General features: G+C 71.5%; 23 protein-coding genes. 8 read left to right on the forward strand and 15 right to left on the reverse strand.

Annotated features, from left to right (window positions below; all coding sequences use genetic code 11):
• Window positions 1-92 precede the first annotated feature (92 nt).
• Entirely contained in the window at window positions 93-2,462 is a 2,370-nt protein-coding gene (locus ACEXOR_RS07675) for a transglycosylase domain-containing protein (RefSeq protein WP_374848889.1), read from the forward strand.
• A gap of 27 nt (window positions 2,463-2,489) precedes the next feature.
• Here ACEXOR_RS07675 and ACEXOR_RS07680 read toward each other — a convergent pair whose 3' ends face one another.
• From ACEXOR_RS07680 to lipB, 10 genes are all read right to left on the reverse strand, one after another.
• Window positions 2,490-3,836: an aminotransferase class III-fold pyridoxal phosphate-dependent enzyme gene (locus ACEXOR_RS07680; protein WP_374848890.1), complete on the reverse strand. Its 1,347-nt coding sequence runs from the start codon at window positions 3,834-3,836 to the stop codon at window positions 2,490-2,492.
• 9 nt (window positions 3,837-3,845) lie between these two features.
• The gene (locus ACEXOR_RS07685; RefSeq protein ID WP_374848891.1) at window positions 3,846-4,418 is read right to left on the reverse strand and encodes a DNA-3-methyladenine glycosylase I; all 573 of its coding nucleotides are present in this window, start codon (window positions 4,416-4,418) and stop codon (window positions 3,846-3,848) included.
• Window positions 4,419-4,559: 141 nt separating this feature from the next.
• Entirely contained in the window at window positions 4,560-5,573 is a 1,014-nt protein-coding gene (locus ACEXOR_RS07690) for a cell wall-binding repeat-containing protein (RefSeq protein ID WP_374848892.1), read from the reverse strand.
• A gap of 8 nt (window positions 5,574-5,581) precedes the next feature.
• Window positions 5,582-6,622, reverse strand: coding sequence for a cell wall-binding repeat-containing protein (locus ACEXOR_RS07695; RefSeq protein WP_374848893.1), 1,041 nt, complete (start codon window positions 6,620-6,622; stop codon window positions 5,582-5,584).
• Between the two features lie 9 nt (window positions 6,623-6,631).
• Window positions 6,632-7,693, reverse strand: coding sequence for a cell wall-binding repeat-containing protein (locus ACEXOR_RS07700; protein WP_374848894.1), 1,062 nt, complete (start codon window positions 7,691-7,693; stop codon window positions 6,632-6,634).
• 20 nt (window positions 7,694-7,713) lie between these two features.
• Window positions 7,714-8,319 carry a hypothetical protein gene (locus ACEXOR_RS07705; RefSeq protein ID WP_374848895.1) on the reverse strand — a complete coding sequence of 202 codons (606 nt, stop codon included), beginning with the start codon at window positions 8,317-8,319 and terminating at the stop codon, window positions 7,714-7,716.
• The gene (locus ACEXOR_RS07710) at window positions 8,316-9,530 is read right to left on the reverse strand and encodes a glutathionylspermidine synthase family protein (protein WP_374848896.1); all 1,215 of its coding nucleotides are present in this window, start codon (window positions 9,528-9,530) and stop codon (window positions 8,316-8,318) included. Before ACEXOR_RS07710 ends, ACEXOR_RS07705 begins: the two co-directional genes overlap by 4 nt.
• A 99-nt stretch (window positions 9,531-9,629) precedes the next feature.
• Entirely contained in the window at window positions 9,630-10,502 is an 873-nt protein-coding gene (locus tag ACEXOR_RS07715; RefSeq protein WP_374848898.1) for an aldo/keto reductase, read from the reverse strand.
• Between the two features lie 389 nt (window positions 10,503-10,891).
• Complete coding sequence (lipA, locus tag ACEXOR_RS07720) at window positions 10,892-11,878, reverse strand: lipoyl synthase (RefSeq protein WP_374848899.1); 987 nt, start codon at window positions 11,876-11,878, stop codon at window positions 10,892-10,894.
• Window positions 11,875-12,585, reverse strand: coding sequence for a lipoyl(octanoyl) transferase LipB (gene lipB, locus ACEXOR_RS07725; RefSeq protein WP_374848900.1), 711 nt, complete (start codon window positions 12,583-12,585; stop codon window positions 11,875-11,877). The genes lipA and lipB overlap by 4 nt, the downstream gene beginning before the upstream one ends.
• 139 nt (window positions 12,586-12,724) lie before the next feature.
• On the opposite strand from lipB, the gene ACEXOR_RS07730 reads away from it, so the two are divergent.
• Both ACEXOR_RS07730 and ACEXOR_RS07735 read left to right on the forward strand, forming a co-directional pair.
• Window positions 12,725-13,675, forward strand: a complete 951-nt coding sequence (locus tag ACEXOR_RS07730; RefSeq protein WP_374848901.1) for an acyl-CoA thioesterase — start codon at window positions 12,725-12,727, stop codon at window positions 13,673-13,675.
• 295 nt (window positions 13,676-13,970) lie between these two features.
• The gene (locus tag ACEXOR_RS07735) at window positions 13,971-14,978 is read left to right on the forward strand and encodes a DsbA family protein (RefSeq protein WP_374848903.1); all 1,008 of its coding nucleotides are present in this window, start codon (window positions 13,971-13,973) and stop codon (window positions 14,976-14,978) included.
• Window positions 14,979-15,119: 141 nt separating this feature from the next.
• On the opposite strand, the gene ACEXOR_RS07740 is transcribed toward ACEXOR_RS07735, so the two are convergent.
• The 4 genes from ACEXOR_RS07740 to ACEXOR_RS07755 all read right to left on the reverse strand — a co-directional run bounded on the left by ACEXOR_RS07740 (window position 15,120) and on the right by ACEXOR_RS07755 (window position 16,985).
• Window positions 15,120-15,542: an organic hydroperoxide resistance protein gene (locus ACEXOR_RS07740; protein ID WP_374848904.1), complete on the reverse strand. Its 423-nt coding sequence runs from the start codon at window positions 15,540-15,542 to the stop codon at window positions 15,120-15,122.
• Between the two features lie 104 nt (window positions 15,543-15,646).
• Window positions 15,647-16,222: a MarR family winged helix-turn-helix transcriptional regulator gene (locus ACEXOR_RS07745; protein ID WP_374848905.1), complete on the reverse strand. Its 576-nt coding sequence runs from the start codon at window positions 16,220-16,222 to the stop codon at window positions 15,647-15,649.
• A gap of 74 nt (window positions 16,223-16,296) precedes the next feature.
• Window positions 16,297-16,620: a DMT family transporter gene (locus ACEXOR_RS07750; protein ID WP_374848907.1), complete on the reverse strand. Its 324-nt coding sequence runs from the start codon at window positions 16,618-16,620 to the stop codon at window positions 16,297-16,299.
• Window positions 16,617-16,985: a DMT family transporter gene (locus ACEXOR_RS07755; protein WP_374848908.1), complete on the reverse strand. Its 369-nt coding sequence runs from the start codon at window positions 16,983-16,985 to the stop codon at window positions 16,617-16,619. Before ACEXOR_RS07755 ends, ACEXOR_RS07750 begins: the two co-directional genes overlap by 4 nt.
• Window positions 16,986-17,142: 157 nt before the next feature.
• Here ACEXOR_RS07755 and ACEXOR_RS07760 point away from each other — a divergent pair, with 157 nt between their 5' ends.
• The 5 genes from ACEXOR_RS07760 to ACEXOR_RS07780 all read left to right on the forward strand — a co-directional run bounded on the left by ACEXOR_RS07760 (window position 17,143) and on the right by ACEXOR_RS07780 (window position 24,254).
• Window positions 17,143-18,291: a heme/hemin ABC transporter substrate-binding protein gene (locus ACEXOR_RS07760; RefSeq protein WP_374848909.1), complete on the forward strand. Its 1,149-nt coding sequence runs from the start codon at window positions 17,143-17,145 to the stop codon at window positions 18,289-18,291.
• On the forward strand, window positions 18,288-19,397 hold the full coding sequence (locus ACEXOR_RS07765; protein WP_374848910.1) for a FecCD family ABC transporter permease: 1,110 nt from the start codon (window positions 18,288-18,290) through the stop codon (window positions 19,395-19,397). The genes ACEXOR_RS07760 and ACEXOR_RS07765 overlap by 4 nt, the downstream gene beginning before the upstream one ends.
• Before the next feature lie 71 nt (window positions 19,398-19,468).
• The gene (locus ACEXOR_RS07770; protein WP_374848912.1) at window positions 19,469-20,347 is read left to right on the forward strand and encodes a heme ABC transporter ATP-binding protein; all 879 of its coding nucleotides are present in this window, start codon (window positions 19,469-19,471) and stop codon (window positions 20,345-20,347) included.
• Window positions 20,344-21,444 carry a hypothetical protein gene (locus ACEXOR_RS07775; RefSeq protein WP_374848914.1) on the forward strand — a complete coding sequence of 367 codons (1,101 nt, stop codon included), beginning with the start codon at window positions 20,344-20,346 and terminating at the stop codon, window positions 21,442-21,444. The genes ACEXOR_RS07770 and ACEXOR_RS07775 overlap by 4 nt, the downstream gene beginning before the upstream one ends.
• The gene (locus tag ACEXOR_RS07780; protein WP_374848915.1) at window positions 21,444-24,254 is read left to right on the forward strand and encodes a fibronectin type III domain-containing protein; all 2,811 of its coding nucleotides are present in this window, start codon (window positions 21,444-21,446) and stop codon (window positions 24,252-24,254) included. The genes ACEXOR_RS07775 and ACEXOR_RS07780 overlap by 1 nt, the downstream gene beginning before the upstream one ends.
• A 10-nt stretch (window positions 24,255-24,264) precedes the next feature.
• On the opposite strand, the gene ACEXOR_RS07785 is transcribed toward ACEXOR_RS07780, so the two are convergent.
• On the reverse strand, window positions 24,265-24,723 hold the full coding sequence (locus ACEXOR_RS07785) for an NUDIX hydrolase (protein WP_374848916.1): 459 nt from the start codon (window positions 24,721-24,723) through the stop codon (window positions 24,265-24,267).
• Between the last annotated feature and the right edge of the window lie 64 nt (window positions 24,724-24,787).

The following is a 24,787-nucleotide window of genomic DNA, read 5'->3' on the forward strand; positions in this document are numbered from 1 at the left end:
CACCCCAGCCTAGGCACGGGCGGCCGGTGGCGCAGGGGCCGGTGAGGGGCGCATTCAGGCTGTTCCGAAGCATCCACCGTAATCTGTCGCATATGCCCGAAGCACCCCACCGCCTCACCAGCGCGTTCCAGCGCCTGATCGACGGCACGAAGCGCCCGGTCGGCATGATGCTGGCCCTCGGAGTCGCTGCGGCCCTCCTCATCACCGTCATGGCCGTGCCCGCGGTCGCCGTCACCGGCGTCTACGCCTCGCGCACGGCCGACGTGCTCGACACGCTGCCCGACTACATCCGGCCGTCGACCCTCGCCCAGAACTCCGAGATCTACGCCACCAACGCCGACGGCAGCACCACGCTCCTGGCCACCGTGTTCGACCAGAACCGCCAGGAGGTGGGCTGGGACGACATCTCGCAGTACGTGAAGGACGCGGTGGTCTCCACCGAAGACCCGCGCTTCTACGAGCACGCGGGCGTCGACATCGCCTCCACGCTGCGCGCGGCGGTGGGCAACTTCACCTCGGGCGGCGTGGAGAGCGGCGCATCGACCATCACCATGCAGTACGTGCGCAACATCCTCGTGCAGCAGGCCGAGTCGCTCGACACCAAGGCCGAGCGCGACGCCGCCTACCAGGCCGCCACCACCGAATCGGTCGACCGCAAGCTCACCGAGATGCGCCTCGCCATCGCGCTGGAGAAGCAGTACTCCAAGAACGACATCCTGCTCGGCTACCTCAACATCGCCAACTTCGGCGGCTCGGTCTACGGCATCCAGGCGGCGGCCGAGTACTACTACGGCGTGAGCGCCAAAGACCTCACCCTCGACCAGGCGGCCTCGCTCGCCGCGACGGTGAACGAGCCCAACGGCCTGCGCATCGACGAACCGGAGAACATCGCCGACAACGAGGCTCGCCGCAACGAAGACGTGCTCGCCTCGATGCTGAAGCAGAAGGCCATCACGAAGGAGCAGTACGACGCGGCCGTGGCCACGCCCGTCGCCCCGAACATCACGGCCCCCACCACCGGCTGCCAGGCGGCCGCCATCGGAGCCGCCTACTTCTGCGACTACGTCACGTACATCGTGCGCAACGACCCCACCTTCGGCGACAGCGCCGACGAGCGCTGGTCGAACTTCAAGCGGGGCGGCTACCAGATCTACACCACCCTGAACACCGCGCTCCAGGCCAACGCCGACTCCGTGATGAAGGAGTACGTGCCGGCCTCCTCCGACGAGGCCGACCTGGGTTCCACCATCGTGACGGTCGAACCCGGAACCGGGCGCATCCTGTCGATGGCGCAGAACACCACCTACGCCGCCGACCCCGACACCCCGGTGGCCGGATCGACGGCGCTCAACTACAACACCGACATCGACTACGGCGGATCGTCCGGCTTCCAGGTGGGCTCGACCTACAAGGTGGTCGCCCTGGCCGAGTGGCTGAAGCAGGGGCACACGCTCGCCGACCGGGTGAGCGGCAACGAGCGCGAGTGGGACCAGTCGACCTTCCCCGACAGCTGCCAGGAGCTCGGCGGCCCGTGGGAGCCGGCGAACGACGGAAGCGCCCGCCCCGGCACCATGAGCGTGCAGAGCGCCCTCACCAACTCGGTGAACAACGCATTCGTGGCGATGGCGCAGCAGCTCGACCAGTGCGCCATCCGGTCGACGGCCGAGTCGCTCGGCGTGCACCGCGCCGACGGCACCGACCTGCAGACCATCCCGTCGGCCGTGCTCGGCACGAACGAGATCGCACCGCTCACCATGGCGGCCGCCTACGCGGGCATCGCGGCCAACGGCGTCTACTGCGCCCCGGTGGCCATCGACCGCATCGTCGGGCCCGACGGAGAAGAGCTGCAGCCGCCGCAGGCGAACTGCCAGCAGACCATGGACCCCTCGATCGCCTCCACCGTCGCCTATGCGATGCTCGGGCCGATCGAGAACGGCACGGCCACGGCGTCCGATCCGGATGACGGCATCACCCACATCGGCAAGACGGGCACCACCGACAACGAGAAGGACACCTGGATGGTGGGCGCCTCCACCAAGGCCGCCACGGCCGTGTGGGTGGGCAACGTGACCGGCAACGTGTCGATGACGGATGTCTATCCGAACGGCTTCCTCGGCTCGACGGTGCGGCACCGCATCTGGAAGGCCGTGATGACGGGCAACGACAACGTGCTCGGGGGAGACGACTTCCCGGATCCCGATGAGAAGCTCGTCGACGGGTCGTCGACCCGGTTCGACGTGAACGGGTCGGGTTCGTCGAACGACGACACCGACAGCACGCCGACACAGGCTCCGACGCCGGACCAGCCGACCACGGCTCCCGACCCCACCGGGGTCACGCCCGGGGGTGGAGGATCGACGCCGGCTCCGGCGCCCGATCCGGCGCCCGATCCCGCCGAGCCGACGGTTCCGGCCCCAACGCAGACGCCGGCGGCCGGAGCCGCCGCTCCCGCCACCGGCTGACGCAGCCTGCGCCCCGCGCCCCGGGGGTCAGGCGGAGATCTCGGTGAGCTTCTGCTCGATGACCGTGGCCGCGTCGTCGATGAGCTCCTCGGAGATGACGACGCTCGGGAGGAAGCGGAGCACGCTGTCCCAACTGCCCGCATCCAGCACGATGACGCCGTTCTGGGCGGCGTGCTGGATGACCGACTTCAGCGCATCCGGATTCGGCTTCTTCGTGCCGGGCAGCACGAGCTCGACGCCGAACATGGCGCCCTTGCCGCGCACCTCGCCCACGATGGGGAAGCGCTCGGCCCAGTCGCCGATGCGGGCGAGCAGGGCGCGCTCGACGCGCTGCGCCCGACCGATGAGATCGTCACGCTCGATGAGTTCGAACACCTTCAGCGCTGCTGCGGTAGAGACCGGGTTGCCGCCGAAGGTGCCGCCGATGCCGCCGGGCTGCACGGCGTCCATGATCTCGGCGCGACCGGTGACCGCGGCCAGCGGGAAGCCGCCCGCGATGCCCTTCGCGCTCGTGACGAGGTCGGGAACGACGCCGTGGTGCTCGATCGAGTACCAGGCGCCGGTGCGCGCGATGCCCGCCTGGATCTCGTCGGCCACGAACACGATGCCGTTCTCGGTGCAGAACTCGCTGAGACGCGCGAAGTAGCCCGGCGCCGGGATGATGATGCCGCCGTCGCCCTGGATGGGCTCGACGAACAGGGCGGCGAGCTCGGTGGCACCGATGTGGGTGACGATGTAGTCGATGGTGCGCTCGGCCGCCTCCTCGCCCGTCATGCCCTCGGGGTCGCGGAAGGGGTAGCTGATCGGCACGCTGTAGATGTCGCCGGGCATCGGGCCCATGCCGGCGCGCTCGGGCCAGGGGCGGTAGGTCATGGCCATGGTGAGGTTGGTGCGGCCGTGGAACGCGTGGTCGAGAGTGGCGATGACACGGCGGCCCGTGTACTTGCGGGCGATCTTCACGGCGTTCTCGACCGCTTCGGCTCCTGAGTTGACCAGGATGGAGCGCTTCTCGAAGTCGCCGGGCGTGATCTCGGCGAGCTTCTCGGCCACCTTGATGTAGGTGTCATAGGGAGTGACGGTGAACAGCGAGTGCGTGAGCTTCGAGGCCTGGGCGGCCGCCGCCTCGGCCACCTCGGGGTTGGCGTGACCGATGGTGGTGACGCCGATGCCGCAGCCGAGGTCGATGATCTGGTTGCCGTCGACGTCGACCAGGATGGCGCCCGACGCGTGGTCCATGTAGATGTCGGCGAGGGTGCCGGCACCGCGGCTCACCGCCTTGCGCCGGCGTTCGTGCAGCTCGCGCGACTTCGGGCCGGGCAGCTCGGTGACGAGCTTGCGCTGCTGGGGAACGGAGAATTCGGTCGTGGAGGACATGGTTCGAGCCTAGGCCTGTGTCTTGGCCGGGCAGCCGTCGAGGTGGTCGTCGAACACGCCCACCGCCTCGAGGTAGGCGTTCATGATGGTGGACCCCACGAAGGTGAACCCCCGCTTCTTCAGGTCTTTGCTGAGCCGGTCGCTCAGGTCGCTGGTGACCGGCAGGTCGGCAAGGGTCTGCGGATGCGTGACGATCGGCTCCCCGCCCGCCGCACCCCACAGGTACTCGGCGAAGCTGCCGAACTCCCGCTGCACGGCGATGAAAGCGATCGCGTTCTTTCGGGTGCCGAAGATCTTCAGACGATTCCGGATGATGCCCGGCTCACCCATCAGCGCCTCGAGCTCGGCATCGCCCATCCCGGCGACAGCCTCGACGTCGAACCCCTTGAAGGCCCTGGCGTACCCCTCGCGCCGATTCAGGATGGTCGACCACGACAGTCCGGCCTGCGCGCCCTCGAGCACGAGCATCTCGAACAGGTACGCGTCGTCCCGCCGCGGACGCCCCCACTCGTCGTCGTGGTACCGGCGCATCGCCTCAGACCCGGTGGCCCACCCGCACGTCCCGTCGCTCATCTCGCTCATACCCCCACCCTTGCAGGAGCTCCCGACAACCCTGCGCACGCTCGCGCCCACCAGCACGGGTACAGGCACGCCCACCCGTCGCAATCCGCCCTCTCCCGGGCCTCACAGGGCGGATTGCGACGGCTCGGCAGCCCGACGGCGTCACTTTCGGAGGTAGTCGGCGAGCTTGAGCTCGACGGATCTGTCGATCGTGGCCTCGCCGCCCAGCAGAACGATCCGGTACGGATTGAGCCGCCGGAGCTCGGCGTCGACCTCGGGGGAGATCGCGTCATGACTCACCAGGAGGACCGGCCCGTTCCGTTCCACCGCCGCGGCCGACCCCGAGAGGGCATCCGGGAACTTCTCACCGGAGGCCACGTAGACCACGGATCGATCCGGGCAGTAGTTATGGGCAGAGGCGGCAGCCGACGCCGAGTATCGATCGTGCCCGAACACCCGCTCGACCGGAGCAAAGCGTTCGAGCTCGCGTTGCACGGACTCGCTGACGGTTGCGGGGCCACCGACGATGACGATCCGTTCCAGGAATTCCATTCGCAGCAAGGCCGTCACCACACTCGCCGGAAGCTGGTCCCGCTTCACGAGCAGAACGGGCGCGTACCAGAACCCGGCCGGGGCCGACGCAGACAGGGCATCCGAGAAGACCTCTCCGGATGCGACGTACAGCACCCGGTTTCCGTCGCCGTAGTGGCCGGCGACCTTCGCCGACACCTCATACCGGTCGGCGCCCTCCACCCGGCTGACCTCCGGCGCGAACTCCAGCATCGACTGCGCGAGCGGCTTCGACACCGACGCCAGCCCACCCAGCACCACGATGCGCTGAGGCTTCAATCGTTTCAGCTCGCCCTGGATGGCCGGCGGCGCCTCATCCGACCCGTCGAGCAGGAGGAGCGGGCCGCCCGACGCCCCGACGACCGCCGAGCCCGAGAGCGCATCCGCGTAGGTCAGGCCGGAGGCCACGTACACCGTCGGCACCGGGTCGGGGAAGGTGGCCGCCGACACGGCCGCGGAGACCTCGTAGCGGTCTGCGCCGTCGAGCCTCTCCACCATCTGGAGCCCGGGTGGAGCGGTGGAGCAGCCCCGCAGGTCGTCGCCCAGCGCGGAGGTCGACGGAGTGAGCAGGCACAGGAGCAGCACTCCGACGGCGATCCTTCCCAATCGGCGCATCATGACCGGAGGTAGTTCGCGAGGTCGAGCTCGATGGCCTTCGAGATGGTGTTCTCGCCACCGAGCACGACGATCTGCTGCGGATTGAGACGCCCGAGCTCCTGCGACACCGCCGGTGGGAGGCCGTTCTTCGACACCAGCAGCACGGGGGCGCTCCTCGCGATGGCTGCGGCCGACCCGGACAGCGCATCGGGGAAGACCTCTCCCGAGGCGATGAACACGATCGGCGATTCGCTGCAGAACTGGTAGCCGGAGGTCGCTGCCGAGACCGCGTAACGATCAGCCCCTCCGATCGCCTTCAGCGGTGCGCGTTCTGCCAGGCTCCGCGTGACGGACTCGCTGATCGTCGCCGGACCACCGAGAACGACGATCTGGCTGATTCGTCGCTGGCCCGCCAGATAGGACTCCACGGCCGGTGGGATCTCGTTCTTCCGCACCAGCAGCACGGGCCCGGCTGCATCTCCGGCGGCTGCCGCGGCCGAGAGCGCGTCGGGGAAGACCTCGCCGGATGCGACGTAGATCGTGCGCGCTTCCGTGGCGAAGACGAGTTGCGCCAGCGCCGCCGACACCTCGAATCGATCCGCACCGGCCACACGCCTCACGGTGGGGGCGAAGCGCTCCATGGTGAGCTCGAGGGTGGTCGAGATGGATGCCGTTCCACCGAGCACGATGATCTTCTCGGGATTCAACCGCGTCAGTTCAGCTTGGACGGCTGCGGGAGCCTCGTCTCCCGGCCCCACGAGCAGAAGAGGCGCCTCCAGGCGACCCGCGGCGGCCCCGCCTGCGAGCGCATCGGGGAAGGTCGAGCCGGACGCGATGACGGCCACGGGCACATCCTCCGGGAAGGTGGAAGCCGAGACGGCGGCGGACACCGCGAACCGGTCTGCGCCGGTGAACCGGGTGACCGACGTCGGAGCAGGCGGGGTCACGACACACAAACGCGTGCCCAACTCGTCGGCCACGGCGCCGTGCGCAGAGAGCATGCCGGGAACAGTCAGCCCCAGCAGGAGAACGAGAACCGACGCGGATCGACCGAGCATCTCGCTCACCTACTTTCGGAGGTAGTCGGCGAGCTTGAGCTCGAGGGCCTTCGAGATGGTGTTCTCGCCGCCCAGCACGACGATGTGCTGAGGATTGAGGCGCCGGAGCTCCTGCTCCACCTGCAGTGAGATGTCGTTCTTCGACACCAGGAGCACGGGACCACCCTGCGCAATGGCGGCGGCCGACCCGGACAGGGCGTCGGAGAAGACCTCGCCCGAGGCGATGAAGACCGTGTGCCGGTCGGTGCAGAACTGCCAACCCGACGTCGCCGCCGAGACCGCGAAACGATCGGCCCCCTGAATGCCCTGGAGGCGAGCGAACTTGGCAAGGTCCCGTGCCACGGTATCGCTGACGGTGGCGGGCCCGCCGACCAGCACGATCTGATCGAGGATCCCCTGCGAGTCCAGATAGCTCTCGACGGCCGGAGGAACCTCGTTCTTCTTCACGAGCAGCACCGGCGCCGAAGCGTCGCCCGCCGCGGCCGCGGCCGACAGTGCATCGGGGAATACCTCGCCGGAGGCGACGTAGATGGTGCGAGCCGTCGTACTGAAGACCTGACGCGCCAGCTCGGCCGACACCTCGAACCTGTCTGCACCGGATACGCGCCTGACGCTCGGGGCGAAGCGCTCCATCGTCAGTTCGAGCGCCGTCGAGACGGAGGCCGTTCCGCCCAGCACGACGATCTTGTCGGGCTGCAGCCTCGTCAGCTCGTCACGGACCGCCGCAGACGCCTCGTCACCCGGCCCCACCAGAAGAACCGGACCTCCCAGCTTGCCCGCCGCGGCAGCGCCCGACAGGGCATCCGGGAAGGAAGTACCCGAGGCGACGAAGGCGATGGGAACATGAGGCGAGAAGTTCTCGGCGGAGATCCGAGCCGAGACCTCGTAGCGATCGGCACCGCTGATGCGGTCGACGCTGGATTCGGTTGAGAGGACGATTTCGCACGCCTTGACGATCACACTGTCATCCGTCCCCGCCTGCGCGGACACGGCAGGCGCCAGCGCGAGGGCGGCAACTGAGACGACGACGAGGGCTGACTTCCAGAACATCCTCGGATAGTACCCGAGCAATACTCATTAAGCCAGAACTCTCACCCGCCCGCAGTCGCCGACCCGAAACCCGACTTGCCCGACGAGCCGAAGCCGCTCTTCAGCGGCGCCCGCTCGCCGGTCTTCGCACCGGCGGGCGCCGGCGAGACCACGTCGGACTGCAGCTTCGACCCCGGCGCCGCGAACCCGCCAGAGGGCACCGGCGCCCAGCCCGACACCCGCGAGGAGTTCCAGCGCGAACCGGCGAACAGCAGCGGCCCGAGCCAGAGCCCGGAGTAGTGCGCCTGCGGGTAGTTCGACGAGGGTTCGCAGAGCTCCTCCGGGGTGTCGACGATGTCTTCGCCCTGCTTCTCCAGCACCGCGATCTGCTCGGCGACGTCGGCGATGCAGTCCTCCTTCGAGTTGTACATCGGCCGCTCGGCGTTGTCGGGAACCACGTACTTCTCACCGTCGGCGCCCTCGAGAACGATGCCCTCGTCGGTCGGCGCGCATCCCGAGAGCGCGAGCACGGCACCCGCGATCGACACCACCGCCACGCCGCGGGCGAGGTGCGGACGACCGGCGAGGCTCGGACGACCGGCGAGACCCGGCCGGTTCGCCGCGGCGATGCCTTGCAGAGCCAGACCAGCGGATGCGACAGACTTCACGACGACTCCTCGGAGATGTAGTGCGGCACGAACTCGGCGAGGTCGCCGGTGATGGGGCCGCTGGTCTCGCGCAGGTCGATGCCGGCGGGAGTCTCCCCCACGATCCAGCTGCCGATCACCGCCGTCTTGCCCTCGATGGGTGCGAACGCGGCGAGCGCCTGATGCACGAAGCCCTCGTCTCCGTACCCTCCGTCGTTGGCTGCCGTGACAGCGCCCGCGGCGTCGTGCACGGTGACATTCGCCCCCTCGCGGCCGAGACGCGGTTTCGACACGAAAGCACGGCCGGCAAGCGCATCCGGAGTCGTGAAGGCGGGCAGCAGATTCGGATGACCGGGGAAGAGCTCCCAGAGCACCACGAGCAGCTGCTTGTTGCTGAGCAGCAGCTTCCACGCGGGCTCGACCCACTGGGTGGTGCCGCGGCTGATGGGGAGGAAGCCGCCGAACTGCTCGGTGATCATCCATTCCCAGGGGTAGAGCTTGAAGATGTGACGCACGGGCTCGTCGTCGGCGTCGAGGAAGAGCTGGTGGTCCATGCTCCAGCGCACGTCCTCCATGAAGATGAGCTTGGGGTCGAAGCCGGCGGCCGCGGCGGTCTCGGCCATGTAGGCGACGGTGTCGAAGTCCTCGATGATGAGCTCGCCGTCGCCGGAGTCGTGGAGGCTCGCGAGGTGCAGTCGCGCGCCGGGAGCGAGACCCCAGCGGGCTTCGCGGATGTGCCGCCACTGCTCGATCAGCAGTTCGTGCAGGCCGTTGAACTGGTCGGCGTCGGGAGGAAGCGCTCCGGATGCGCGCAGGTCGTCGAGCCACTGCCACTGCGCCGCCGCGGTCTCGACGAGGGAGGTGGGGGTGTCGGCGTTGAACTCCAGGAGCACGACCGAACCCGCGCCGTCGTAGGCGAGGTCGAACCGGCCGTACACGGTGGGGTCGTCCTCGTCCCACGATGCCCGCACGAGTTCGTGGTAGCGCCCCGGAATGCCGAACTCGTCGAACCGGCCCTGCCGCACCACGAACTCCACGGCATCCATGCACCGGTCGAAGAGCTCTTTGGTGGCGCTTTCGAGCCGGTCGATCTCGGCGGGGGTGAACACGTACGCCGCCGACTCGTTCCAGTACGGGCGGCCACCTTCTGACTCGAGGTCGTAGAAGCTGAAACCCACCTCGTCGCATCGATCGCGCCAGGCGGCTCGCGGGGTCATGTCGGTGCGGCGCATCAGTCGAAGCCTAACGCGGGCGAACGGATGCGCGGCGGGGCGCACAGCTGTCGAACAGGTGCGCCCCGCGTGACGCAGGGCCCGGCTGGGTGCCGCCCGCTACTTCAGGGCGTCGAGCTCGGCGAACTCGTCGTCGGTGAGGTCGAGCGCCGCCGCCGCCACGTTCTCCTCGAGGTGCGCCACCGACTTCGTGCCGGGGATGGGGAGCATCGCCGGCGACCGGCGCAGCAGCCAGGCGAGGGCGAGCTGGCTGGGCGCAACCTCGTGCCGGGCGGCGAGCTCCGCCAGGGGCGAGCCCTCGCCGCTGAGCTTGCCGGTGGCCAGCGGGAACCACGGGATGAACGCGATGCCCTCGGCCGTGGCGTAGTCCAGCAGCGCCTCCGACTTGCGGTTCGTGAGGTTGAACAGGTTCTGCACCGACACGATCGGGGCCACCTTCGAGGCCGCCTCGACCTCGTCGATCGACACCTCCGAGAGACCGATGTGGCGAACCTTGCCCTCGTCCTGCAGGGCCTTGAGCTCACCGATCTGCTCCTCCAGCGGCACCTTCGGGTCGATGCGGTGCAGCTGCAGCAGATCGATGCGGTCGACGCCCAGGTTGCGCAGGTTCAGCTCGGTCTGCTGGCGCAGGTACTCGGGGCGGCCCACCGGGATCCACTCGTTCGGGCCCTGGCGGGTGAAGCCCACCTTGGTGGCGATGGCGACTCCGTCGGCATACGGATGCAGGGCTTCACGGATCAGCGCGTCGGTGACGTACGGCCCGTAGGCGTCGGCGGTGTCGATGAGGTTCACGCCCAGCTCGACGGCTCGGCGCAGCACGGCGACCGCCCCGTCGTGGTCGGCGGGTTCGCCCCACACCCCTGGTCCGGTGAGCTGCATCGTGCCGAAGCCGAGGCGGTTGACGGTGAGATCGCCGCCGATGGCGAAGGTTCCGGAGGCGTCGGCGGGCTTCTGCGTGCTGGTGTCAGTCATGATGATGCCAACCCTGCTCCCGCCGGCACGATTCCGGAACCGTGTTCGCCGCCCGCTGAACCGCACGATTTGGGTAGGAATTGCTCATCACGGTCGGCGCCGGCGGGGTGACATGCTGATGCCGCACCGCGTTCCGGGTGCGGCGGCGGACTCCTTCCGTGATGTCCCCCCACCTCTCGTGCGGCATCCGCCGCCGCCCCGGAGCGCGGTGCGGTGCGCCCGGCGCGCGGGTGCCCCGCCGTCACGTCTCCCGTCCCGTCCTCCTGTGCCCCGCGGCGACGACGGAGATGCGCGGCCGAACCGGACCCAGCATCCGTCGTTACCCGGAATGGCACCCGAACTCCGTCGTTACCCGGCCGCCAGGGACGAGCCGAAGGGGCGAGGCGGGGTCAGACCGCCTGGGCGAAGGGTGCCGGGGCATCGGCGAGCGCCGCGAGGCCCGGGGGTACGTCCCAGCCCTTGCGGCGGAGCGACTGCGCCCAGAGCCGGCCCGCTCGGTACGACGAGCGCACCAGCGGCCCGGCGAGCACGCCGAGGAAGCCGATCTCCTCGGCCTCCTCGCGGATCTCCACGAACTCCTCCGGTCGCACCCACGACGCCACCGGAAGGTGCCGCGGCGAGGGGCGCAGGTACTGCGTCACCGTGATGATGTCGGTTCCGGCGTCGTGCAGGTCGCGCAGCGCCGACGAGATCTCGGCGCGGGTCTCGCCCATTCCCAGGATGAGGTTCGACTTGGTGATCAGCCGCGCATCCCGAGCCTGTGTCAGCACGTCGAGCGAGCGCTCGTAGCGGAAGGCCGGGCGGATGCGCTTGAAGATGCGCGGCACCGTCTCGACGTTGTGCGCGAACACCTCGGGCCGCGACGCGAACACGACCTCCAGCAGCGACGGGTCGCCCGAGAAGTCGGTGGCGAGGATCTCGACCCCGGTGCCGGGGTTGAGCTCGTGGATGAGCCGCACCGTCTCGGCGTGCAGCCACGCGCCCTCGTCGGGCAGATCGTCGCGGGCGACGCCCGTGACCGTGGCGTAACGCAGGCCCATCGAGCGCACCGACTCGGCCACCCGGCGCGGCTCGTCGGTGTCGTAGTCGGCGGGCTTGCCGGTGTCGATCTGGCAGAAGTCGCAGCGCCGGGTGCACTGCGAGCCTCCGATCAGGAAGGTGGCCTCCTTGTCCTCCCAGCACTCGAAGATGTTCGGGCAGCCGGCCTCCTGGCACACGGTGTGCAGCTCCTGCGACTTCACCAGCGACTGCAGCGCCTTGTACTCGGGGCCGAAGCGGGCCTTCGTCTTGATCCACTCGGGCTTGCGCTCGATCGGCGTCTCAGCGTTGCGCACCTCGAGCCGCAGCAGCTTGCGGCCGTCGACGGGGGCGGTCATGACGCCACCGCCAGCGCGGGCGCGGCGAGAGAAACGGGTGCCCCTCCGGCACGCGGCGACGGATGCCGGCCGGCGGCCTCGCGCGGCGACACGAACCGGTCGACCACCGCATCCGCCACCGCCACCGGATCGACGCGCCGGCCCACCAGGGCGCTCAGCGTGGTGACCCCCGCATCCCGGATGCCGCACGCCACGATCTCGTCGTACGGCTCGAGCGAGTTGCTGCAGTTGAGGGCGAACCCGTGCGTGGTGACGCCACCCGCCACCCGGACGCCGATGGCCCCGAGCTTGAGCTCGCGACCCTCGCCGGCCACCCACACCCCCGATCGCCCCTCGACGCGGTGCGCCGCCACCCCGAACGAGGCGACCACGTCGATCAGCAAGCCTTCGAGCAGGCGCACGTAGGCCACCACGTCGATGGGATCCGGCAGCCGCACGATCGGGTAGCCGACCAGCTGGCCCGGGCCGTGCCAGGTGATCTTGCCGCCCCGATCGACGTCGATCACCGGTGTGCCGACGGCAGCGGAGGGCCGCTCGGAGGGCTCGGTGCGCTTACCGGCCGTGTAGACGGCCTCGTGCTCGAGCAGCAGCAGGGTGTCGGGCGCCTCGCCCGCGAGAACCCGGTCGTGCAGGTGCGACTGCAGCGCCAGGCCGTCGGCGTAGGGCACCAGGCGTTCGCCCAGCCCCTCGATCACGATGTCGGTCATGAGCCGATCATACGATTAATGTACCGAGCACATAAAGCACGGGCATGCCTGCGGAAGCACCTTCACAGATCGGCAAGATCGCCCGAACTTTCCGCGGCTCACCCACCGGAATCCGGCCGCGACCTGTCATCGTGACAAGGTGACCCCGAACCGCCCCGACCGCATCACCCTCCGCTTCCTCGCCGCACCGCAAGACGCCGCCGCCGACGGCCGCACCGTCGCCGCCGGCCGCGTGCTCGAGTGGATCGACAAGGCCGGCTACGCCTGCGCCGTCGGCTGGAGCGCCTCGTACTGCGTCACCGCCTACGTCGGCAACGTGCACTTCACCCGCAGCGTCGAACCGGGCGATCTGGTCGAGGCTCACGCCCGCGTCATCCACACCGGTCGCACCAGCATGCAGGTGCTCGTCTCGGTGGAGTCGGCGGATGTGCGCAGTCGCCGCTTCACCCGCGCGACGCACTGCATCCTCGTGTTCGTCGCCGTCGACTCCGCGGGCGCGCCCACCGCTGTGCCGCCGTGGCGCCCTGCCGACGCTGACGATCGGATGCTGAACGAGCGTGCCGAGGAGAGGCTGGTTCCGCGCCGCGTCATCCGCGACGCCATGCAGGCGCAGAGCTACTCGGCCGAGGGCACCACGCCGAAGACGGTGTTCCGCTTTCTCGCCGCGCCGCAGGACGCCAACTACGGCGGCAACGCCCACGGCGGAACCGTGCTGCGCTGGATCGACGAGACCGCTTTCGCCTGCGCGGCATCCTGGGCAGGGGAGCACACGGTGGCGGTGTACTCGGGGGGCATCCACTTCTACCGGCCCATCCGCATCGGCGACCTGGTCGAGATCGAGGCGCGACTGATCCACACCGGGCCGCGGAGCCTGCACATCGCGGTGCACGTGCGCGCCGCCTCCCCCACGTCGCCGCACGACCTGCGGCTCACGACCCAGTGCATGACCGTGTTCGTGGCCCTCGGCGCCGACGGCCGGGCGCAGCCGGTCGACCCTGTGCCGCTCGTCTCCGACGAGGACCGCCGCCTCGACGAGCACGCCTTGGCCCTGATCGCCCTGCGGGCCGAGCTCGAGGCCCTGCCCGTCTGACCGGCCGCCCGCGCCCGACCCCGGCTGCCGACCCCGGACTCCCGACCCCGGCTGCCGACTTCCGGCTGCCGACTCCCGCCGAACGACGGAGATTCGGGCCGACACGCCGTCACAGCTCCGACCGAAGCCCGATGTGCGCCAGAACCCCGTCGTTACCGGGGTGGATGCCGGGTCGCCGGGGGAATGCGGGCGTGGCGGCGTGGCGCGCATCCGGTGCTCTTGGCGGGAACAGAGGCCGAGTCGGTAAGGTTCTTGCGCAGCGCCGAGTGGCGCGGAATGAGGAGCCCCACCAGGTATGAGCCCCGCCACCAGTGACAAGCGCATCTACGACGGTATGCCCAAGAAAGACCGGCAGGCCCTCGCCCGCGAACTCGCGCGCATCAAGCGCGAGGAGGAGCAGAAGCGCCGTCGCCGCAACCGCATCGTCGCCATCGTGATCGCGGTGGTGGCGGTCGTCGCCATCCTGGCCGGTGCGGGCTGGGCCGTGTACAGCGCGGTGCGGGCGAGCTTCGTGGGGCCGCTGAACATGCTGAGCGACGGCGTGATCCTGACGGGCGACGGCTCGGCGGTGACGTCCACGACGACGGATGCGATCCAGCCGGGCGAGCAGCCCGTGGCCTCGGAGCTCGACACCGCGTCGGTGCTGCGGCTGACGGAGTACGTCGACTACGGCAACGCCGACGTGGGCACCTTCGAGACCACCAACGGCTCGGCCCTGCAGTCGTACGTGAGCGCCGGCTACGCGAGCCTCGAGCTGCACCCGGTGGCGCTCGAGGGCCCCGACTCGTACTCGGCGCGGGCGGCGAACACGATCGCGTGCGTGGCGAACACGGTTCCGGATGCGGTGCTGCCGACCCACAACGCGCTGATCGCCAAGATCGCCGACCTGCCGGACGGCGGTCTCTCGAACGACGAGCTGGCGACGCTGGTGTCGGATGCGGGACTGACCGACGAGTCGGTCGCCTCGTGCATCCGGGGCAACGAGTTCTCGGACTGGGTGACCGACGCCACCGCGCGGGCGCAGTCGGGCGTGCCGAACTCCGACGTGTCGGCGCTCAGCACGGTGCCGCTGCTCGTGGTCGACGGCAAGGCGTACACCGGAGCGCTCGACGACGCGGAGGCGCTGCAGACCTTCATCACCGAGACGTACACGGCGGTGGCCGACCCGGCCGAGGGCGCGGACGCGGGTGACGCGGCCGACGCGGGTGACGCGGCCGACGCGGGTGACGGCGCCGCCACCGACGGCACCACCACCCCCCAGGACCCGACGGCCACCGACCCCGCGGCGACCCCGGCGCCGTAGGGCACCCGCACCCTCCGTCCCGCCGACCCCGCGTGGTGACCCTTCCGCGATCGACGGAGTTTCAGGCGGGATGACGAGAACGACGGATGCGCGACCCGCTCTGAGGTCGTGCATCCGTCGTTCACGGGGCTGAAGTGACGCTCAGTCGTCGGCGACCGTGATGGTGACCTCGATGTTGCCGCGGGTGGCGTTGGAGTACGGGCACACCTGGTGCGCGGCGTCGGCGAGCGCCTGCGCGACGTCGTGGTCGACGCCCGGCAGCACCACCTCGAGCAGCACGGAGAGCTGGAATCCGCCCTGGCCGTTGGAGTCGATGTTGACCTGACCGCCGACGGAGGACTCGCTGATGTCGACCTTCTGCGTGCGGGCCACCATCTGCAGGGCGGAGTGGAAGCAGGCCGAGTAGCCCGCGGCGAACAGCTGCTCGGGGTTCGAGCCGTTGCCCGAGCCGCCCATGGCGACGGGGATGGCGAGGTCGAGGTCGACCCGTCCGTCGGAGCTGCGCACGTGGCCGTTGCGGCCGGCACCCGTGGCGAGGGCTTCTGCGGTGTAGAGGGACATCATGTGCCTTTCGGTCGTGGCACCGCGGGTCGGTGCCGAGGTCGCGAAGCCGGGTGGGCTCCGCGGGTCGGGATGCGGCATCGGCGCCGCCGGGATGGGTGAGTGCGTCAGCGCTTGGCGTGCGGCGGGGTGACGGCCGAGGCTGCGGAACCGGAGGCGGCGGCGGGGGCGGCAGCGACCGCGGCGGCGGCAGAACCCGCGGCGGCGGCGCCCGGGGCGGCGGCCCGCATGCCGGACTCGATGCGGCCGAGGGCGGCCAGCAGGTTCGAGAACTCCTCGGCCGACGAGACGCCGTAGCGCGGCGAGATGCACTGCACCGCGTCGGCCAGCTCGGCGAAGGTGTGCGCGCCGGTGTCGGTGAGGGTGACGGTGACCCGCCGCTCATCCGGGTCGCGACGCTCGCGAGAGACGAGGCCCCGCTCGTCGAGCCGGCGGAGCATCGGCGACAGCGTGCCCGAGTCGAGGCCGAGCCGGGTGCCGAGTGCGCCCACCGTCAGGCCGTCGGGCGCGGTGGAGAGGGCGACCAGCGCGATGTACTGCGTGTACGTGAGGTTCCACGGCGCGAGCGCGTCGCGGTAGGCCTGCGCCACCGCGTTCGAGGCGCGGTAGAGGGCGAAGCAGAGCATCGCGTCCAGCGGCGACGCAGCGGAGGGCGCCGGCGCGGGTTCGGCATTGGTGTTCATGAGATCGACTGTACCCCATTGAATTGCGCACAACACAAATCGGCGAACCGGGAGAGCGGCAGGCCGGCCACCGATCAGTGGATCGCGGCCGACTCGATCACGACCACGCCCACCATGATGAGCACCAGGCCCACGATCATGCGCGGCGTGAGCCGCTCCTTGAAGAACACCCGCGCCCCCACCGCGGTGAGCGCCACCCCGCTCGCCGCCCAGATGCCATAGGCGATTCCCACCGGCATCCCCTCGGCCAGCGCGATCGCCAGCAGCCCGAACGCCGTCACGTAGAGCACGGCCACGGGCGCGATCCAGCGCTTCTTCTTCAGCCCCTCGGATGCACGCAGCGACAGCGTGGCCGCGACCTCGGTGACGATCGCTCCGGCGAGCAGCAGCCAGATCACGGCGCATCCTCCGACGACGAAGAAGGCGACGAAGGCGACGCCTCGCCGGTGGCCCCGCCCGTCTCCACGAGCACCACCCCCACGATCACGATCGCGATGCCCACCCCGATCGGCACCGTGAACGCCTCACCGAACACCACCGACGCGAGCACCGCCGTGAGCGCAACCCCGGTCGCCGACCACACGCCGTACACCACCCCGATCGGGGCCCCGCGCCGCAGCAGCGCGGCGAGCGCCACGAACGCGCCGGCGTAGCCGACGACAGCGAGCACGCTCCACACGGGCCGGTCGACGGCCGCCCGCAACGACAGCGTGGCCGTGACCTCGAGCGCGATCGCGGCCGCCAGGATGAGCCAGTTCTTCACGACACTCCCTCCGCGGGCACCGTTCGACGGCCACAGCCTAGCGGCCACCGACAACAACGCTCCGCCGGGCATCGGACCTGCAGGGCGCCCGATTGACTAGGTAAGCCTTACCTAACTAGGCTCGGGGGATTCCCTCTCCCTCGCTCAGTTCGGAACCATGCCCCCCACCACCCGCCTCCGCCCGCGCGCCGTCGTCGCTCTCGTCGTGGCGGCATCCGTCGCCCTCGGTCTCGGCGCCTGCAGCGCGACCGGCACCGGCACCGGAGAGGCCGGCGCGACCGCCGACCAGTGCCTCTCGAGCGACGTGGCGCTCGCCGACCTGCCCCTGGTGGACGACCCGAAGACGCACCCCGGCGAGGCCACCGCCTGCCTCGAAGACACCGGCATCGACCCCGTGGCCGACCCCGGCACGGTGCAGCCCGCGCTGCCCGCGACCGTCACCGACAACCAGGGCACCGAGGTGACGGTCACCGACACGAGCCGCATCCTGGCGCTCGACATCTACGGCTCCCTCGCCGCCACCGTCTACGGGCTCGGCCTCGGCGACAGCGTCGTCGGCCGCGACACCTCCACCAGCTTCGCCGGCGCCGAGCAGCTGCCGGTGGTGACGCAGAACGGGCACGAGCTCAATGCCGAGGCCATCCTGGCGCTCGAACCGACCGTGCTCATCACCGACTCCTCGATCGGCCCGTGGGACGTGGTGCTGCAGGTGCGCGAGGCCGGAATCCCCGTGGTGGTCACCACGCCCGAGCGCAGCATCGACAACGTGGGCGACATCGTCACTCTGGTGGCCGCGGCCCTCGGCGTGCCCGAGCAGGGCGCCGCCCTCACCGAGCGGGTGAACGGCGAGATCGCGGCCGAGGTGGCGACGATCGCCGCCGTGGCACCGGCCGACCCGGCCGACCGGCCGCGCATCCTGTTCCTCTATGTGCGAGGCAACGCCGGGGTGTACTACATCTTCGGCGAGGAGTCGGGCGCCGACACCCTGATCGACGCGCTCGGCGGCATCGACGTGGCGGGCGAGATCGGCTGGCAGGGCATGCGCCCGATGACGGCCGAGGCGCTCGTGAAGGCGCAGCCCGACATCCTGCTGATGATGACGGGCGGGCTCGAGTCGGTGGGCGGCGTCGACGGGCTGCTGGAGCGCATCCCGGCCGTGGGCGAGACGCCCGCCGGCCAGAACCGGCGCATCGTCGACATGAGCGACTACGAGATCATGAGTTTCGGTCCGCGAACCGCTGCGGTGCTCGATGCGCTGGCGCGCGCCGTATACGCGCCCGAGGCCTCCGGCACGGTGAACGGATGACGGGCACGGCCCTCCGCCCTCCCGCCGCCCCGCCGGCTGCCGAACGTGGGCACCGCCGCCGCGGGGTTCCGCTGCCCGCGCGCCGCGCCCTCCTGTTCGGCACGCTCGCGGTGCTGCTCGTGCTGATGTCGCTCGTCGCCGCAGGATCGGGGCAGCTCGCCATCGCCCCCGACGAGGTGCTCGGCTCGATCATGCACCGGCTGGGCGTGACCGTGTGGCCGCTGCCGGCGCATCCGAACGGCGACAGCGCCCTGTGGAGCATCCGCTTCCCGCGGGTGGCCCTCGCGATCCTGGTCGGCGCGGCTCTGGCCGCGGCCGGACTCGTGATGCAGGCCATCTTCGGCAACCCGCTGGCCGAGCCGGGAGTGGTGGGCGTGAGCTCGGGCGCCGCGCTCGGCGCCTCGGCCGCGATCGTGTTCGGGGTGAACGCGCTCGGCGAGTGGAGCATCGCGGTGTCGGCCTTCGTGGCCGGGCTCGCCGCGACACTGCTGGTGTACGCGGTGTCGCGCGCGAACGGCAAGACCGAGGTGGTGACGCTCGTGCTCACCGGCATCGCCGTGAACGCGTTCGCGGGGGCGGGGCTGGCGCTGTTCATGTTCCTGGCCGACACGCAGTCGCGTGAGGCCATCGTGTTCTGGCAGCTCGGCAGCCTGAACGGGGCGCGCTGGGCCGACGTGCTGGTGGTGCTGCCGGTGGTGGTGGCGGGCATCGCCGTGGCGCTCGTGCTCGCGCGTCGCTTCGACCTGCTCTCGCTCGGCGAGAAGGCGGCGCGGCACCTCGGCGTGAACGTGGAGGCGCTGCGCATCGGCTCGATCGTGCTGGTGGCGCTGCTCACGGGGGTGGCGGTGGCGTTCTGCGGCATCATCGCGTTCGTGGGACTCGTCATCCCGCACCTGATGCGCATGCTCATCGGGCCGGCCCACCTGCCGCTCGTGATCTCTTCGACGCTCGGCGGGGCACTGCTGCTCGTGAGCGCCGACCTCGTGGCGCGCACGGCGGTGCCGATGGCCGACCTGCCGATCGGCATGCTGACCTCGCTCATCGGCGGTCCGTTCTTCTTCTGGCTGCTGCGGCGCACCCGCAAGCGGGCGGGGGGCTGGGGATGACGCGGGCTCGACGCGCGAATGCGGCCGGGCGGAGCGGCGGGACAGCCCGCGCTGCCGGGCCGGCCGTGCGCGTGACCGAGGTCGACGTGTCGATCGGGGGTGCGGGCATCCTGCACGACGTGTCGTTCGAGGCGTCGGCCGGCGAGCTGGTGGCCCTGATCGGCCCCAACGGCGCCGGCAAGTCGACGCTGCTCGGTGTGGTCACCGGCGACCAGCCCGTGACGGCCGGACGCGTGCAGATCGACGGCCGCGACCTGGGTGCCTGGAGCCTGGCCGAACTCGGCCGTCGCCGGGCGGTGCTGCTGCAGCAGAACGGGGTGTTCTTTCCGTTCACGGTGCAGGAGGTGGTGCAGATGGGCCGGGCGCCCTGGCAGCGCACCGAGCGCGAGGCCGACGACGACCGCGTGGTCGACGAGGTGATCGCCCTCACCGAGCTCGACCGGATGCGCGACCGGGCCCTGCCCTCGCTCTCGGGGGGCGAGCGGGCGCGGGCGTCGCTGGCGCGCATCCTGGCTCAGCAGACCGGGGTGCTGCTGCTGGACGAACCCACCGCCGCCCTCGACCTGCGGCACCAGGAGGACGTGCTGCGGATCGCCCGCGACCGGGCCCGCGCCGGCGACTGCGTGGTGGTGGTGCTGCACGACCTCAGCCTCGCGGCGGCCTACGCCGACCGCATCGTGCTGGTGGCGGGCGGGCACGTGGTGGCCGACGGCACTCCGGACGCGGTGCTCACGGCGCCGCTGCTCTCGGCCGTGTACGAGCTGCCGGTGGAGGTGATGCGGCATCCGGAGACGGGCACCGCCGTCGTGCTGCCGGTGCGAGCCGCCGCAGCCGCCTCCGCCGACCTCGCAGCTCCGGCCGGCGCCGGCCGCGTCGGCCCCTCCCCCGCGGCCGCCCCCACGACCACACCGACCCCCGCATCACGACCCGTCGCTCAGGAGATCTCATGACGCCCGGCCCCGCATCCGTTCGCCCGCCCCGCCGCGCCCGCACCGACTGGTCCGGCGGCATCCGCCGACTGGTGGCGACCGCAGGACTGGCGGTCGGGCTCGTGGCCGTGTTCGCCGGACTGCTGCCTGGCCAGCCGGTGCCCGCCGCCCACGCGGCCGGGTCGGTGAGCGTCGTGGTGAAAGACCGGCCTGACCTCGTGGGCGTGGCCGACCCCACGTACCTCACCGAGGTGAGTGTGTCGGGCAGCGGGTTCCAGTCGGTGCCCAATGGCTTCGGCGGCATCTACGTGTTCTTCGGCTGGGTCGACGGCGGGGCCTGGGCTCCGAGCCAGGGCGGCACGACCGGATCGGGCTACCGGTACGTCTACGACGACGAGGCGAACCCGGTGGGGTACCAGATGTTCGTCAGCTTCCCGGGATCCTCGACCGAGTACGCGGCCAACGGCGGCGAGGTGTCGGCCGACGGCAGCTGGAGCGGCACGATGAAGATCCCGGGCTCGAGCTTCGAGTCGTACGACCGCAACGGCGACGTCACCACGGTCGACTGCCTGCAGGTGCAGTGCGGCATCATCACCATCGGGGCGCACGGCGTGGTGAACCCGAGCAACGAGAGCTTCACGCCCATCACGTTCCGCGACCTGTACTCGGGCGATGCGGCCGGTGCGGCGGCAGCTGGCGCGGCCGCTGCCGCTTCCGGGGGTGCGGCGACGGATGCGGCGGCGGCCGAGGCGGCGGCCGCCGAGGCCGCTGCGGCTGCGGCCTCCGCTGCCGAGGCTTCGCCGGCCGAGACCGAGGCGGATGCGCCGGCTCCCGTGAGCACCACCATCATCGCGGCTCCCGCGGCTGCGGCCGACGACGCGAACCTGGTGCCCATCCTGCTCGGCGCGATCGGCGGCGTGGGCGTGCTGGCGCTGGCGGCGATCGGGTTCCTGGTGTGGGCCATCGCGTCGACGCGGCGGCGGACGCGGGCACCTTCTGCTTCGGGCGTGGCTGCGGCCGGCGGCGCGGCCGCGTCCGCGGCGCCCGCGGCGAGCGCCCCGGTTCCTGCCGGTGGCGCGGCGGCGAGCGGCCCGGCGACGTCGGGCGAGGGCTCCTGATGGCGGGGGTGCGGCGGTTGCTCGCGGGCTCGCGCGGCCGGGTGGTCGCCACGGTGACCCTCGCGGCCCTGCTGGGCGGCGGCGGACTGGCCACGGCCGGCCCCGCCGGCGCGGCGACCGCCGCTGTGGCGCAGACGACCGCACCCGCGACGGTCTCGACAGGGGTGCAGGCCTCTCCCGTCGCCGCATCCGCGCTCGTTCCGACGCCCACGGGCGGAGCCGCGACGGATGACGGCTCACAGTCCCCCCCAGAGGTCGAACCGGTGCCGTCACCCACCGCCGAACCCACGCCTGCGCCTGAGCCCACGCCTGCGCCTGCCGAAGACACGACGCCCGACGCCGGCACCGAGCCGGCCTCCCCCGAGACCACCGACCCGGGTGCGGGTACCGGCGGCGGAACCGGCGCAGCCGCATCCGGCCCGCCGACCACCGAGGCGGCCACCCCCGACGAGGCCGCCGCCGGGGCCGAATCCGCCGCCGACGCCGAAGCGGCCGCCGCTGCGGCTGCTGCCGGGTCCGCCTCCCCAGCGCCCGGCACCCCCACCACGCCCGCGGCCCCCGGCGTCGCGACGCCCCTGCCCGCGTCGACGTGGTCGGCCACAGGCGACGCCGCTCCCGGAGAGGTCGTGCTCGAGGGCGACCCCGCCGGCATCGACTACGGCGTCGAGATCGCCTGGGCGCCACCGGCGTCGACGAGCGCTCCGGTGCTCGGGTACCGCGTGGAGCTGTTCTCGGGCCGCGGCGTCACGAATGCCAACACGATCGTGGCCCGCTCCGAGGTGGGGGCCACGACGACGTCGCTGCGCGTGGACGGTGTGGCCTTCGGCGCGACATCCGTCACCGCCCGCGTGACTCTGCTCGACGGCGCCGGCGTTCTCGACAGCCCGCTCGTGAGCGACCCGTTGACCCTGCCCGCCGCCAGCGCCGGCGCCCTCACGACCGCGCGCGCCGGGGTGCCGACCCTCTCCGACCCCACGGCCGACGGCTTCACCGTCACCTGGACCCCCGCCGACACCTCGGCCGGCGACCCCGCCCCGGCGGGCTACGTGGTGCGCGTGCTCGAGCGCCGGCACGAGCTCTCGGCCACCAGCGCGAGCTTCTTCATCGCCGCGACCCTGGATGCGGGCCCCGCGACCTCGACGCTCGTCACCGGACTCGCCGGGTCGAGCCGCTACCTCGCGGCGGTGGTGGCGTACGACGTGGTGGATGGCGTGAAGCGGTTCCGGCCCTCGTCGGCGTCGAGCGCGGTGCCGGCGTGGACGGCCGAGTACCCCGCCCAGACCCTCGGTGCCCGCGCGCCGCTCACGCCGTGGTCGACGCCTCCGGCTGCTCCCGTCGCGGCAGCGTCGGCCGCCGCCCCCACCATCACCTGGGCGGGCGACCCCGTCACCGACCGCTTCACGGGCGGGTCGCCGATCACCGGCTACCGCATCGAACTGCACCAGGCCGGCGTGGGACTCGTCGCCACCGCCGAGTCGTCGACCCCTGCGGCTACCTTCAGCGCCGCCGGAGCCGGGACCTCGGCCTCGACCACCGCCGCCGCGCCGACCCTCGCTCCCCTCCAGCCCGGTGCCCGCTACTCGGTGCGCGTCGCGGCCGTCAACGCCGAGGGCGTCGGCGAGCGCTCCGACTTCAGCCCCACCCTCACCCTGCCCGCCACGACTCCCACCCCGACGACACCCACCACCCCCACCCCCACCCCCGGGGCCGCCGGCCCGCGCACCCTCGACGACGCGGTGCTCCGCTGGGGCCTGAACGACGAGTCGAACAACGGCGCCTACTTCGGCGGCTGCAACTTCCTCTCGGCCGGCAAGACCGCCGACCCGGGCGCCTCGGCCGTGTTCACCGAATCGCAGTTCGCGAGCACCGCAGGCGCCGTGCGCATCGAGAAGCCCGACGCCTCGGGCGGCTACACGGCCGCCACCTGGGCGAACCGCTGCCTCGACCGCACCGGCGAGACGCTGCGCACCGGCAGCACCACACCCGCGGGCGGCAGCCAGTTCGTCATCACCGGCGGAACCGGCGAGGTCGACCCGGCCACCGGCAGTGCCCGCATCCGCTGGACCGGCGACGTCACCGTGGCCTACTACGGCGGCATGACGTTCTGGTACCTCAGCGACCCGCTTCTCACGGTGGAGAACGGCGTCGGCACCCTCACCGCCACGGCCAGCGGCTTCGGCACCGACATGGACGACCGCTCGAAGTGGCAGGCCATCCCCGCCCGCACCGTCACCCTCGCCACCCTCCCGGGCGTGCAGATCGGCGCCGAGGGCTTCACCGCGCTGCCCGACTACCGCGGCGTGGCCGTGTCGCTCCCCGCCGGTCAGACGGCGCAGTCGCGCGACGGCGCCGACTGGGGCTCGTTCCCGCAGAGCTTCGTCGACTTCCAGCTCGAGACGGGCCAGGCGGCGTACTGGTACTCCAGCGGCGGCCAGGCCGACGGCGCGAAACCGGCGACGGCGCTCACGGTCGGCTACGACGCCGCGACGTTCTCGGCCCCACCCCCGGTCGACGCCCCCGCCGCGGAGAAGCCGTCTGCGCGCGTGCCGCCGGCTCTGCGAGCGCCGCCCCGCTCGCCGCTCGCGCCCATCCCGGTGCCGGCCGCCGCCGCGGCCTCGGCTGCCGCCGCGAGCACCCCGGCCACCACCGCCCTGGCCGCCTCGTCGGTGGTCATCATCGAGCAGGCCCCGGATGCGGCACTCACCCGCGCCGAGCTCCTGCTCGCCCTGCTGCTGCTTGTGGCCCTCGGGCTCATCGTGGTGGTGGGCGCCGTCGGCGGCGGCGTGCTGATCCGGATGCGCCGCCCCTAGTGCGCGTGCTTCACCGGACGAGCGGGAACCAGTGTCGATCGCGAAGGGGGGAGCCGCCCGTGATGCCCACCCACGTGCCCTCGACGATCGGCGGGTTCTCCGAGGTCCACACGCCGAAGTGCGCGTGCGGCGTCGGCCAGGGATAGCCGTCCTGCGGTGACGCCACGACGTTCCGCACCGCCCCCACGAACACGAGGTGACTCCCGTCGCCGGTCAGCTGCTCCGCCAGGCTGGTGATTCCGAGCATGCCACCCGGGTCGTCGGGCTCGACCGACCGCAGCGGAAGGTCGAGTCGTCCGGTGTCCGCCCGGGGAATGCAGAAGACCCGGTCGGCCTGGCGGAGCAGGAGCCTGACTACGCACAGGGGCGTCGGCGGGGTGCTCCGCCGAATCACCTCGGCCCGGCCACCTGGGGGAAGCCACGCGGCGTCGGGTGTCACGTGGATGACGGTCTCATCGTCGGCAATCACCCCGCGAGCGTAGCCGAGCGGCTCCCGGCCGGCCTCACCGGCGGAGGTAGAATTGCGAGCGTTC

Source organism: Herbiconiux liangxiaofengii, from assembly GCF_041927335.1.
GTDB classification, from domain to species: domain Bacteria; phylum Actinomycetota; class Actinomycetes; order Actinomycetales; family Microbacteriaceae; genus Herbiconiux; species Herbiconiux liangxiaofengii.